Origin of the sequence: Catenibacterium sp. CAG:290, from assembly GCF_000437715.1 — a bacterium.
In the GTDB taxonomy this organism is placed as follows: Bacteria; Bacillota_I; Bacilli_A; order Erysipelotrichales; family Coprobacillaceae; genus Catenibacterium; species Catenibacterium mitsuoka_A.
On record NZ_FR898833.1, the window covers coordinates 25,536 to 39,058 of the forward strand.

Here is a 13,523-nt window from a genome sequence, read left to right on the forward strand (position 1 = left end):
TTATTTTTCTTATGGTAATTATCGGGTTAATTCTATATAATGGTTAAGGAAAAGGAGATGTAAGTATGAAAAAGAAAATCATAGCGGCAGTCCTTGTAGTTGTATTATTAATAGGTGGTACAGGCTTATTTTACATAAGTGGTAAAGGACATGTCTCTTCTAAAAGTGAAGTGGTACAGGTAACTGTAAAGAAAGGTGAAAATGCTTATACAGTTTTAAATACATTAGATTCAAAAGGCTTAATAAAAAATAAATTGGTGGCTAAGGTTTACTTAAAGATTCATAAGCCTTCAGTTATCTCTCAAACTTACAATTTGAATAAGAACATGTCTCTTTCAAAGATGTATAGCATCATGTCAAAGATGAACAGCTCTTATGTTGTGAAGTCTTCCTTAACTATCCCTGAAGGAATTACTATTCCTCAGACAGCTAAAAAGGTTGCAAATGTAACTGGTAAATCAGAACAAGAAGTATTGGATAAATGGTCTGATCAGACTTATTTAAAAGAACTCATTTCTAAATATTGGTTCTTGACAGATGACATTCTTCAAAAGGGTATTTTATATCCATTAGAAGGTTATCTCTATCCTGAAACATATGTACTTTATGATAAATCTACAACAATAGAAAAAGTCACAACAGAAATGCTGGATTATATGGATCAACATTTGACACCTTATAAGGATTCAATGACTAAGCTTGGCTATACGCCTCATCAATTCTTAACATTATGCTCAGTCGTAGAAAGAGAATCTTTATTTGATAAAGATCGTCCAGCCATTGCGGGTGTATTTATCAATCGTTTAAAGACTGGTATGAGATTACAGTCAGATATTACTGTCAACTATGCATTAAATAGAACAGGTGTCAAAGTTACTACTAAGATGACTAAGACTGATTCTCCTTATAATACATATAAATATGCAGGACTTCCTATTGGTCCTATTGCATGTGTCCCACAAAAGACTATGGATGCAGTCGCAAACTACACACCATCTGATTATTTATTCTTCTTTGCGAAGAAAGATGGGACTGTCATCTATTCAAAGACATATGAAGAACATCAAAAAGCAGTGAAGGAGAATAAGTGGTATTAATGAAATCATTTTATGAATTAGAAGAATATGCACTTGTGAAAGACGTGCCTATTATGCAAAAAGAAGGTATTGAATACCTTATTGATGAATTAAATAAAAGAAATGCAGAGTCTGTATTAGAGATTGGAAGTGCCATTGGGTATTCATCTTTAATGATGGCAACTCATGTCAAAGGTCTTCATGTTGATACAATTGAAAGAGATGATACACGTTATCAGGAAGCAGTTGTAAATATTAAGGATTTCCATCAGGAAGACAACATCACAATCTATCATGAAGATGCATTAGAGTTTGATGATACATTGTTGAATCATGCGCCTTATGATTGTCTTTTTATTGATGCAGCTAAAGCGCAGTATCAGCGTTTCTTTGAAAAATATGTTCCTTATTTAAAGGAAGATGGTTTTGTGTTAGTGGATAATCTAGATTTCCATGGTATGATTTTTGATATACCAAATATTAAGAATAGAAACACACGTGCTCTTGTAAGAAAAATCAAACGTTTTAAAGACTGGATCTTCTCTAATGAAGAGTATGATGCACATTATGTGCAGGTAGGTGATGGTCTATGTATCATTACTAGAAAGGATCAAAATGAAAATCGCAATTAATTTAAATGATCGTGGATATCTTCATGATTATGTTGATATGGGTGTTTCTTTGATTATGGCTGGATCAGACTATAGTGTTTTGACACCAGTGAAGTTTTCTATTGAAGAATTGAAAGAAATCAAAGAACAGGCAAAAGAACTTTATGTTTATGTGAATGCTATGTATGATGAACATGATCTAGAAGGACTAGAAAAGCATATTGATGCGTTACATGATATTGGAATCAATGGATTAATTTTCCAGGATTTTGGTGTATTACGTATGGTGAATCAAAAGGGTTATGATTTTAAGATGATTTATCATCCTTTAACTCTTAATACCAATTCAAGTACACTGAATACTTTATCTCATTATGGTATTTCTGGTGCTTTTGTTTCTAAAGAAATATCTTTAAAGGAACAGCTAGAAATACGTAAGAACTGTGATATGCCATTATTTGTTTTAGGCCATGGTGTACAGTATATGATGATGAGTAAGAGACATTTGATCTCTAATTATGAAAAAGCAAGCAATACAACATTAAGCCATAATAAAGACGCTCTCACAATTAATCCACGTGGACAGGATTTCCCATGTCATATATATGAAACAACTCGTGGAACGGCTGTATTCAGCAAATCTAGACTATATACATTGGACTTATTCAATACATTAAAGGACTTTGATTACCTTTATATTGAAACAATGTTTATGGATTCAAGAGAAGCTATAGAAGTTACTAGTATGTATTGTGATTGTCTTAAAGCCCTAGAAAGAGGAACATATGACAAAGAAGTAAAAGAATATCTTCCTTTATTAAGAAAGATTTCAAAACCTCTTGATCGTGGTTTCTTATATGATGATACAATTTATCGTCTTGAAGATGTAAAGAGGAGGGATCTAGAAGATGCAGCCAATAAGTAAGATTATTGATGGTCGTCGTGTGATTGTGAAAAAACCAGAATTACTTGCCCCTGCAGGAAACCTAGAAAAGCTTAAAACAGCTATTATTTATGGTGCAGATGCAGTATTTATTGGTGGCAAGGAATTCTCTTTAAGATCACAGGCATCTAACTTCTCTATAGAAGATATTAAAGAAGCTGTACAGTTTGCGAATCAATATGGTGCTAAAATCCATGTTACATGTAATATCATCCTTCATCATGATAACCTAGAAGGTATTAAAGAGTACTTACAGGCATTAGATGATGCAGGTGTTACAGCTATTATTGTCGCAGATCCATATATTATGAATCTTGCGAAAAGTATGGACTTAAAGCTAGAAGTACATGTCTCTACACAAATGTCAGTCACTAATTCATCTGCTGTTAAGTTCTTTGAAGATATGGGAATGGATCGAGTCGTACTAGGTCGTGAAACAACTTTTGCTGACTTGAAGGACATTAGAAAAAATGCCCCTGATATTGATTTAGAATACTTCATACATGGTGCAATGTGTATTTCTTATAGTGGTCGTTGTATGTTATCTAACTACTATTCTAGACGAGACGCCAATAGAGGTGGCTGTTCACAAAGTTGTAGATGGTATTATGATTTAGAAGAGAATGGACAATCTATTAATGAAGATTTCCCATTTACTATGTCTTCTAAGGATATGTGTCTCATTCATCATATTGGTGAATTAATAGAATGTGGTGTGGATTCATTCAAGATAGAAGGGCGTATGAAGTCTGTTCATTATATTGCGACAGTTGTATCTACTTATAGAAAGCTCATTGATACATATTGTGCTGATCCTGATCATTTTGCAGATTCAAAGAAATATGAAGATGAACTACAAAAAGCAGCCAATAGAGCATTCTGTCATGGATTCTTTTATGATAATCCAGGTGTAGATGAACAGCTTTATAACTTAAGAGATGAACATCCTACACAGGAATTCGTTATGCGTGTTTTAGGTTATGATCAAGATTCTAAACGAGCTAAAATTGAACAGCGTAACTATTTCAAAGTAGGAGACAAGATAGAAATATTCTCTCCTAGTCATTCAAATATTTATTTTACTGTTGATAAGATTTATAATGAAGATAATGAATTGGTGGAAGTAGCCAACCATCCAATGGAAATACTTTATGTAGAAATTGATTATCCAGTATTAGAGAATGATATGGGAAGGAAGGTAAACCATGGAAAATAAAGCTGTCATTATTGGGATTGCAGGTGGAAGTGCTTCTGGTAAGACTTCTATCGCTCAATCCATCTATGATCGTTTTAAAGGCAGTCATAGAGTAAAAATTATTAAACAAGATGATTACTACAAAGATCAAAGTGATAAGACAATGGAAGAAAGAGTAAAAACAAACTACGATCATCCATTTGCCTTTGATAATGATCTTCTAGTATCAGATTTAAAGAAGTTAAAAAAGAAAGAAAGGATTGAAAAACCTACTTATGATTATTCAAAGCATACAAGAAGTGATATTACAGAAGTCATTGAAGATCGTGATGTTATTATTCTAGAAGGTATCTTTGTCTTAGCAGAAGAAGAGGTAAGAGATCTTTGTGATATACTGATTTATGTGGATACAGATGCAGATATCCGCTTTATCAGACGATTAAGAAGAGATGTAGAAGAACGTGCAAGAACTGTTGATTCAGTCTGTAATCAGTATTTAGAGACTGTAAGACCAATGCATGAACAGTTCATTGAACCATCTAAGAAATACGCACATATTATTATTCCTGAAGGTGGGACTAATACTGTTGCGATTGACTTATTGATTACAAAAATAAGTAGTATTCTAGGCGATTAAATCTTTCTTGTCTAATTAAAATAAGTATGTTATTAATGAGTGGCGAAAAAACCATAGGCTTGTCTATGGGATGAAAGCCACATAATTAAAAGAATTAAGATTAATAGAATCAAAGTATTGAATAGTGGAATCAAAATAGTATAAAATAAACATCAGGAAGATTGATTACACTTCCTTATCATAAGATAGAAATTTACCGTTAATGTGGTCGTTGGACTGCTTGGTAATAAAAGTTCTTACTTAAATAGATTTGAACTTGTATTCCAAAGTCTGAAAATGATGTACGATTATAAGCTAAACTTGAAAGTAAGAACCCCACGGGCTCACCCGTGGGAGTAGTCAGATTTACGTATACGAGGTGAAAGAAATGGATAAAAAAGTGCAAATTAGTAGAGAAGGTTTTGAAAAGCTAAAAGCTGAAAGAGAAAACCTTATTAATGTTGAAAGACCAGCAGTCATTGAAGAAATTAAGCTTGCAAGAAGCCAGGGTGACTTATCAGAAAATGCTGACTACGATGCAGCAAGAGATAAACAGGCTCGTATTGAAGAAAGAATCAAAGAATTAGAAGTAATGATGCAGAATGCAGTAATCATTGGTTCTGATGTTAAGGTAGATACTCATGTTGTAAACTTAGGTGCTACTGTAACAGTTCTTGATTTATCTGAAGAAAATCCTGAACCTGATACATTTACAATCTTAGGTTCTACAGAAACTGATCCATTACATGGTAAGATTTCTAATGAATCTCCACTTGCGAAAGCATTAATGACTCATAAGATTGGTGATGTTGTAACAGTCGGTGTTGCAAAACCTTATGATGTTGAAATTGTAGATATTAAATATTAATGGTATGAAAGGACACTTCTTAGGAGGTGTTCTTTTTGGTAATTTAAAATAACTAGGGGTTTCCTAAATTTTAATTATCACCAAAAAAACATTCCAACTCGATATAGTTGGAATGTTTTCATTATTTCAACAACATTCTGTCGTTCACAAATTCACTTCCACTTGCTTCTTCAAACTTTTTAAGTAGGAAAGGAACAGTTAATTTCTTTTTCTCTTCACCTTTTACATCATAGATGATTTGACCATTATACATCATGATCAATCTATTTCCTACATCAATAGCCTGCTGCATATCATGAGTAACCATCATTGCAGTTAACTTTTGTTCAGTGACAATCTTATTAGTCAAAAGTAATACCTTAGCACTTGTTGCCGGATCAAGAGCGGCTGTATGTTCATCAAGTAAAAGAATCTTAGGCTTTGTGACAGTTGCCATTAATAGTGTTAAGGCCTGTCTTTGTCCACCTGATAATAAACCTACCTTACTTGTCATTCTCTCTTCTAGACCTAAATTTAGAGTCTTTAAGAGGTCATAATACAACTTCTTTTCTTCTTTCTTGATACCCCACTTTAAAGTACGCTTCTGACCACGTCTTTTAGCCATTGCAAGGTTTTCATCAATCTGCATATCAGCTGCAGTACCCATCATCGGATCCTGGAATACACGACCAATAAGACCTGCACGTTTATATTCTGGATACAAAGAAATATCTTTATCATCTAGTTTAATATGACCACAATCAATAGGATAAACACCTGCAATCATATTCATTAAAGTGGATTTACCAGCACCGTTACCACCAATAACAGTAACGAAATCTCCATCATCTAATTGAAGATTAATATCAATCAAGGCTTTCTTCTCATTAATAGTGCCAAGGTTAAATGTTTTGGATACATGTTCAATCTTAAGCATTTTTCTCATCCACCTCTTTTGTAAGTTTCTTATAGTTTGCAGTCTGTTTTCTATTTGCCATTAATACTGGAATAGTTAATGCGAGAGCTACAATAAATGCAGTGAGTAGCTTTAAGTCATCAGTTGATAAACCTAACTGGATAACAATGGCGATAATAATACGATAAATAATTGAACCAACAATAATCGCAATGAGTCTCTTTAAGAAACTGCCATAACGACCAAAGATAACTTCACCAATAACGATAGAAGCAAGACCCATAACGATTGCCCCCATACCAATCTTGACATCACCATAACCAACTGACTGACCGACCATGGCACCACTTAAGGCGATTAAGGCATTTGAAATCACTAAACCAAGTAGCTTAGTATAATCAGTATTGACACCAACAGCTCTTACCATCTGTTCATTATTACCAGTAGCACGTAATGCATTACCTAATTCAGTTCCAAAGAACCAATAGAGTAGGGCAATCACAATAGCTACTGCAATAACACCTACAACAAGTGTAGACTGAGATACTGTTAAACCAACCATTGGTCCCCAGTCATATAAGCTTTCTGTCTGAAGTAATGGGATATTTGATTTACCCATAATGCGTAAGTTAATAGAATATAAGCCTAACTGTGCAAGAATACCAGCAAGGATGGCAGGAATCTTACATTTAGTATGTAATAAACCAGTCACAAATCCAGCTAAAGCTCCCGCAAGAGTTGCTGCAAGAATCGCAACGATTGGATTACCATGATGTGTAAGAATAACAGCACATACAGCACTTCCTGTTGCGAAAGAACCATCACATGTCATATCTGCAATATCTAGCAGACGGAATGTAATATAAACACCAACTGCCATGATGCCCCATAAGACACCCTGGTAAGTTGCACTTTGTAATGCTAAAAATAAAGACATTCTCATTCACTCCTTAAATAAGTTCAGCCTTATCTAATACTTCCTGTGGAACTTTAATACCAAGCTTTTCCATCTGAGCTTTGTTGACCTTTAATTTACAATCACTCGCTTTTAAGTATTCGATAGGCATAGTAGCTGGCTTACCTTTACCAGTTAAGATCTTAATGGCCTGCTTACCAGCGATACTACCTAAGTTATAGTAATCAATACCATAAGTAGCTAAACCACCTTTAGCACACATACCTTCTTCACCAACAATAACAGGGATTTTAGCCTGATCAGTTACTTTTACAACTGCTGGGATGTTAGAAGCAAGTAGGTTATCAGTTGGAATATATAAAGCATCTGCTTTACCTACAATAGAATCAGTAACTGACTGGATTTCATTAGATTCAGAAACAGTCTTTACTAATGGTGTCATACCCTGAGTTTTGATTTCTTTGACAGCCATCTTACCCTGAATTTCAGAGTTAGATTCATTACCTGCATACATAACAGCAACAGTCTTTGCGTTAGGCATAATCTGTTTTAATAATTTAATCTGTTCTTTAACTGGTGTTAAATCACTTGCTCCAGTCACATTTCCACCAGGTTTTTTATTTGATTTTACTAATTTACTGCCAGCTGGATCAGTAACAGCAGATACAACAACTGGAATATCTTTAGTCTTCTTTACAACAGCCTGAGCTGCAGGAGTTGCAATTGCATAAATTAAATCGTTTCCATCGTTCACTAAGCTTTCTGCAATAGTTTCACAGTTAGAGTTTTCACCACTGGCATTCTTTAAAGTAATATTAGAAGCTTTATAACCTGCTTTTACAAGAGTATCCTTAAATCCCTTATATGATGCATCCAATGCATCGTGCTGCATATACTGGATGACTCCAACTTTTACATCAGCCTTATCTTTAGTGCTAGACTGACTACCACAGCCAGTTAATGCAAGACCGACTGCCATCAAACCACATACAAACTTCTTCATAATAGATTCCTCCCTTTTTTCTTTCCCCTAAAAACAAAAAAATTCACCCCAAGAGGGCGAATTATCGCGGTACCACCTCTAGTTCATTAGTCATAGACTAACCTCACTAAATAGCGATAACGGGCAACCCGGGAAGTATTTTGTACTTCCAACTCCATGGTGAATTCAAGAATGTCTGCGTATGATTCGCACCAGCCATCATATCTCTTATGCCTCACATTTCTTTACTATGTCATTTCTCTGTTTTTATAATATAAAAATATAATATAGAAATATTAAGGAAAAGTCAAATAAAACTTTTAAAAGTTAGGGAAAAAACAAAAAACAAAAAGAAATATAATAAAAAAGAGCAGATATTTCTGCTCTTAGTAGTTAATTTCTTCGTAAAGAACTTTTAAAAGGACAGCCTTAGAACTCATCTGCTGACGCTTTCTATCATAAGTCTTAATTACGCTGTATTCAACAACGTCATACTTTTCAACTTCTTCATCATCAAGGAAATCAGCCTGTCTGAAGAATAAGTTTTCTTCACCATCCTGGAAGATACTACCAAAGTTCTTATCATGATTGTAGAATACTACTTTACCTTCATGACGAGTAATGTAGTTTTCTAGATGATAAACAACTTCACTATATACACGATCAAATGCATCGCTGGCAGTTAAATCAGCATAATCAGCTAAATCAGCATCAGCTTCATATGTTTTACCATTTTCTTCTTCTAGTTTCTTAATAAGGCATTCTGCAAGTACATGAGCCTTATCCTGACCCTTAGCCTTTGCCATTGCTGAAATCTTTTTGTAATCTTCGATATTCTTATAATCGAATCCACCCTTAAAGAATTTATCGATTAGAAGTGTATAAGCATCATCTTCACGATTTGTATTCATATAAAGCTTATAAAGGATTTCAAATGAATCTACTGCATTGAAATGACCCTGTAAAGCGATGAATTCATTTTCAGCTTCTTCATAACGTCCAAGTTCAACTAAAGAACTAGCACGATAATATTTAACCCAGTTAAGGTTGTTATAATGCCACTTTAAGTTATAAGTGAAAGCAATGTTCGCAGTTTCAACACATGCTCTATACGATTCAAGTTCATATAATGCACGTACCTTCATACGATACCATTTTTCTTTCTTACTTTCGAATTCTTTACCATCTTTATTTACAAATGGTTTATCCTCTAGAGTAGGTGCATCTAAGTAGTCTAATAATTCAGATAACTTCTTATAGTCTACTGGATCAGCCTTTAATACATGTTTAATAGCCTTATTGACTGCAGCTTCAAGTGGAGAATATCTCTCCTGCTTACAATATTTAGCAATTTCTTCTAAGATACCATAGAATAAACTTTCGTTCTTAGAAATTTCTTCATCATCGATGTTGATATACTTATTATAAAGAGCATAGCCAAAATAATTGATATATCCTTTTAATTCTGGTGCCATTTCAAGGAATGTTCTTCCTACTTCAATAGCTTCATCAGTCTTACCCTGATTCTTTAATTCTTTAACGAAATCACGTGCCTGGAATTCGCTGAATGAAGAGGCATCCTCTTCGAAACGGTTCTTATAAGCCGTTAAATCTTTTACTTTTGATTCTTCCACATTATCACCCCTACGAGATATTATACATTTTTTTATTATTGATGTGAAGAAAAAACGAACGGAGTTCTCCGTTCGTTATTCTACAGTGACTGATTTAGCAAGGTTACGAGGTTTATCTACATCACAACCCTTAATGCATGCTGTATGATATGCAATGAGCTGTAATGGGATAGCTACAAGTACACTCTGTAATAAAGGATTGATATTTGGTAAGTAATAGATGTTTTCTACACCACTAACTTCCTGTCCTTCTACAGTAAATAGGATAACTTCAGCACCTCTTGCGATTGTTTCTTGAATATTAGAAATAGTCTTAGCTGCAACATGGGGCTGAGTGGCTACTGCAATGACTACAGTACCTGGTTCAATTAAGGCAATAGGACCATGCTTTAATTCACCAGCAATATAAGCATCAGCATGTACATAAGAAACTTCCTTAAGCTTTAAAGCACCTTCTAATACACTTGCATAATCTAAACTTCTACCAATAAAGTAGCAGTCATGTTTATCTTTCAATGCTTTTGCGTAGTTTTCGAAGATTGATTCATCATCAATTAACTTAGATACATATTCTGGAAGGTTATTTAACTGTTCCATTAAATCAGTGTCTACAGCATCTCCTCTTTTATCTGCAATATATAATGCGATTAAAGTAAGTAATACTAACTGAGTTGTATAAGCTTTAGTAGATGCAACTGCAATTTCAGGTCCTGCACAAGTATAAAGTGTATGTTGTGCCTCTCTAGAAATTGTAGAGCCTAAGACGTTAGTTACGGCAATAGTTGTACATCCTTTTTCATTAGCAAGTTTTAATGCGGCAAGAGTATCAGCTGTTTCACCAGACTGTGATACAAAGATACATAATGTTTTTTCATCAATGATTGGATCATTATAACGGAATTCACTTGCTACCTGAGTAAGGACTGGTAAACGTGTTGCACGTTCAAGGATAGATGCTCCACATAAGCCTGCATGATAAGCAGTACCACATGCAACATAATAAACCTTATTAAACTTATTGAAATCAACATCTTTTAATTCATCTAATACGATTGAATGTTCAAAGATACGACCTCTTAAAGTTTCCTGAATGACATGAGGCTGTTCATTGATTTCCTTTAACATATATGTATCAAAACCATTCTTCTGAGCTGCTTCCATATCATAAGGAATAGTAGTCATTTCTTTAGTGATTTCTTTACCATCTTTATTATAGAAAGTAATGCTGTCTTTCTTTAATACAGCCATTTCTAAATCATCTAAGAAATAAACATCTTTAGTATAAGCAAGTAAAGCTGGAATATCACTCGCTGCCACACTTGCATCTTCAGTACGTCCAATAACGAGTGGACTTGCCTTTTTAGCAACAACAACTTCATCAGGGTGTTCTGTAGAAACAATACACAAAGCATAACTTCCATCAATACAGTTTAATGTTTTCTTTACTGCTTCTAGAAGATCTCCTTCATAGAAATAGTCTAAACACATAACAACAACTTCTGAATCTGTTTCACTTTGGAATGAATAACCCTTTTCTAACAAAATATCCTTTAATTCTCTATAGTTTTCAATAATACCATTGTGTACAATAGAGATAGTGTTACTTGGATTTGTATGAGGATGTGAATTTAAGTTAGAAGGGACACCATGAGTTGCCCATCTTGTATGACCAATACCTACATGACCAGTCATATCATGATCCTTTAACTTTTCTTCAAGGTTCTTTAAACGACCTTTACATTTTACAGTTGTAAGTACATTATTCAATACTGTTACACCTGCAGAGTCATATCCTCTATATTCTAATTTTGCGAGCCCCTGCATTAAGAAAGGTAGGGCTTCACCATTGCCACAATAAGCTGTAATACCACACATAATCTTGTCCTCCTTGTTTTGTGGAATAAAAACGTTAAAACAAAGGAGTACCTGATGAAATCTGTTCATTGATCACTCAATGTTTTTGTTCATCGCTTAGGCAGTACTATGCCTCTAGACCATCCGCCGAATCATTCGATTAATCTAGTCCTCGTCAACTTATATAAGTCCTGGCGCTTTATAATCTATCACTTTATCTTAACGGTGAATATTATATACGTGAATTAGGATAAATCAATTGGAAATATTGATATTTTAAAAATATGAAAACTATATATAACTTTATATATAAATTAGGGAGAAATATAAAAAAATTAAAAGTATATATATAAGTAGGAGGGGATTTTTTATGAAAGAAGATCTAGAAGGAAATATTGAAGAAATGAAGAAATACTTAAAGAAGTTAGATGAGAGTGGCTTATATGATGCAGAGAAGTATTCACGTTCTTTATTACATCAAACAAGTCAGTTATCTTATTTCTATTGTTCACTTGTAAAGGATGGTTCACCATCGGATACTTATTATCATGTCCATAAGCGTCCAAAAGAACATCAGATGGCTTATTTTAATATCGGTAGGGGATTTCCTAAGGAATTCATGGATGGGCATTGGTGTTATGTTGTAAAAGATTTAGGCTATAAGATGTTAATTATACTTTGTACATCCATAAAAAAAGAATCATCACCAGTCAATCCACACTTTGAAAAGGACTTAACAGTCCTAGATGAGCATGGGATGATTACACATTCTAGAATGCAATTAACTGATTTACGTACAGTAGATATTCAAAGACTGGATTGTCGTAAACCATTCTATAACGTCTGTGATGATCAAGAAGAAATTAGAAAATTCATAATAGAACACTTATTTTGAGTTCTATTTGTGATATGATACTCCTGGTGATGAAATATGAATGAAATAATGAAAGGAATGAAGAAAAGTATTCCAATTGCATTAGGATACTTCCCTGTTGCCTTTTCTTTTGGAGTATTATGCGTCTCAAGTGGCTTGCCTCTAGGACTAGCCACTTTTATATCTCTTACAAACTTAACTAGTTCAGGACAGTTTGCAGGAGTACAGTTAATTTTATCTGATAGCACTTATTTAGAGATTGCGATTACATTATTGTTGATTAATTTTAGATATTTCTTAATGAGTCTCTCTTTATCGCAAAAGATTGATGAAAAGATGAATACAATAGAACGTATGATCATCTCTTTTGGAATTACAGATGAAACATTTGCGTTAGCTAGTCTGCAACCTGGTAAACTTACATTTAAGTTTATGCTAGGCTTTATCCTAACACCTATTATAGGATGGGTAGGAGGTACTCTTGCCGGAGAATTTATTATGGGCTTATTGCCTTTAGCACTGCAGGGTGCTATGGGAATTGCTTTATATGGTATGTTCTTAGCTCTTATTGTCCCTGCAATGAAGGATTCAATACCAGTCACTATAGTGGTATTAATTTCTATTGGAGTCCATACACTCTTTACCTATGTGCCATTATTTAATGTCATGAGTACTGGTGTACGTCTTATTAGTGCAACACTCATTGCGACATGTATGGGAGCCTGGTTATTTCCAAGGGAGGATGAAGCATGACAAGATCTCAGATACTAGCTGTCTTAGTGATGGCACTTTTTACTTATCTGCCTCGTTTTCTACCACTTACTTTCTTTAGAAAGAAGATTACATCTAAGTTTATTAATTCAGCTCTTTATTATCTGCCTTATGCAGTATTAGGGGCATTGACTTTCCCAGGTGTCTTTAACTCTACACCTAACTTAGTAGAATCATGTGCAGGTATTCTAGTTGCAGTATTTTTTAGTTATAAAGGAAAAGGTCTTGTATTTGTGGCTGTTGCAGCCATACTTGCATCTTATATTGTGCAGTTTATGATTTAAAAAT

At 34.0% G+C, this 13,523-nt stretch carries 14 protein-coding genes and 1 other annotated feature; of the genes, 9 read left to right on the top strand and 5 right to left on the bottom strand.

What is annotated here, in order from left to right:
• Positions 1-65 precede the first annotated feature (65 nt).
• The 6 genes from mltG (at position 66) to greA (ending at position 5,309) form a co-directional block, all read left to right on the top strand.
• Positions 66-1,097: an endolytic transglycosylase MltG gene (gene mltG, locus QVO42_RS06930; protein WP_022425412.1), complete on the top strand. Its 1,032-nt coding sequence runs from the start codon at positions 66-68 to the stop codon at positions 1,095-1,097.
• Entirely contained in the window at positions 1,097-1,708 is a 612-nt protein-coding gene (locus QVO42_RS06935) for an O-methyltransferase (RefSeq protein ID WP_022425413.1), read from the top strand. The genes mltG and QVO42_RS06935 overlap by 1 nt, the downstream gene beginning before the upstream one ends.
• Positions 1,692-2,612 carry a peptidase U32 family protein gene (locus QVO42_RS06940; protein ID WP_022425414.1) on the top strand — a complete coding sequence of 307 codons (921 nt, stop codon included), beginning with the start codon at positions 1,692-1,694 and terminating at the stop codon, positions 2,610-2,612. Before QVO42_RS06935 ends, QVO42_RS06940 begins: the two co-directional genes overlap by 17 nt.
• A complete protein-coding gene (locus tag QVO42_RS06945) occupies positions 2,596-3,846 on the top strand; it encodes a peptidase U32 family protein (protein WP_022425415.1) in 1,251 nt (416 codons plus the stop codon). The genes QVO42_RS06940 and QVO42_RS06945 overlap by 17 nt, the downstream gene beginning before the upstream one ends.
• Positions 3,836-4,462, top strand: a complete 627-nt coding sequence (udk, locus tag QVO42_RS06950) for a uridine kinase (RefSeq protein ID WP_006506255.1) — start codon at positions 3,836-3,838, stop codon at positions 4,460-4,462. Before QVO42_RS06945 ends, udk begins: the two co-directional genes overlap by 11 nt.
• Before the next feature lie 367 nt (positions 4,463-4,829).
• Positions 4,830-5,309, top strand: a complete 480-nt coding sequence (gene greA, locus QVO42_RS06955; protein ID WP_022425416.1) for a transcription elongation factor GreA — start codon at positions 4,830-4,832, stop codon at positions 5,307-5,309.
• 121 nt (positions 5,310-5,430) lie between these two features.
• Here greA and QVO42_RS06960 read toward each other — a convergent pair whose 3' ends face one another.
• The 5 genes from QVO42_RS06960 to glmS all read right to left on the bottom strand — a co-directional run bounded on the left by QVO42_RS06960 (position 5,431) and on the right by glmS (position 11,611).
• Entirely contained in the window at positions 5,431-6,225 is a 795-nt protein-coding gene (locus QVO42_RS06960) for an ABC transporter ATP-binding protein (protein WP_022425417.1), read from the bottom strand.
• Positions 6,218-7,141 (bottom strand): ABC transporter permease, encoded by a 924-nt coding sequence (locus tag QVO42_RS06965; protein WP_022425418.1) that lies wholly within the window; start codon positions 7,139-7,141, stop codon positions 6,218-6,220. Before QVO42_RS06965 ends, QVO42_RS06960 begins: the two co-directional genes overlap by 8 nt.
• 13 nt (positions 7,142-7,154) lie before the next feature.
• Positions 7,155-8,123, bottom strand: coding sequence for an ABC transporter substrate-binding protein (locus tag QVO42_RS06970; RefSeq protein ID WP_022425419.1), 969 nt, complete (start codon positions 8,121-8,123; stop codon positions 7,155-7,157).
• Between the two features lie 49 nt (positions 8,124-8,172).
• Positions 8,173-8,373, bottom strand: a binding site (T-box leader).
• Between the two features lie 115 nt (positions 8,374-8,488).
• Positions 8,489-9,736 carry a cold-shock protein gene (locus QVO42_RS06975; protein WP_022425420.1) on the bottom strand — a complete coding sequence of 416 codons (1,248 nt, stop codon included), beginning with the start codon at positions 9,734-9,736 and terminating at the stop codon, positions 8,489-8,491.
• 75 nt (positions 9,737-9,811) lie between these two features.
• Entirely contained in the window at positions 9,812-11,611 is a 1,800-nt protein-coding gene (gene glmS, locus QVO42_RS06980; protein WP_022425421.1) for a glutamine--fructose-6-phosphate transaminase (isomerizing), read from the bottom strand.
• A 349-nt stretch (positions 11,612-11,960) separates the two neighbouring features.
• Here glmS and QVO42_RS06985 point away from each other — a divergent pair, with 349 nt between their 5' ends.
• Genes QVO42_RS06985 through QVO42_RS06995 form a run of 3 tightly spaced genes read left to right on the top strand, consistent with a single transcriptional unit; the run spans position 11,961 to position 13,519 of the window.
• Positions 11,961-12,485, top strand: a complete 525-nt coding sequence (locus QVO42_RS06985; RefSeq protein WP_022425422.1) for a hypothetical protein — start codon at positions 11,961-11,963, stop codon at positions 12,483-12,485.
• Positions 12,486-12,521: 36 nt separating this feature from the next.
• Positions 12,522-13,217, top strand: coding sequence for an AzlC family ABC transporter permease (locus tag QVO42_RS06990; protein WP_022425423.1), 696 nt, complete (start codon positions 12,522-12,524; stop codon positions 13,215-13,217).
• On the top strand, positions 13,214-13,519 hold the full coding sequence (locus QVO42_RS06995) for an AzlD domain-containing protein (RefSeq protein WP_022425424.1): 306 nt from the start codon (positions 13,214-13,216) through the stop codon (positions 13,517-13,519). Before QVO42_RS06990 ends, QVO42_RS06995 begins: the two co-directional genes overlap by 4 nt.
• Positions 13,520-13,523 lie beyond the last annotated feature (4 nt).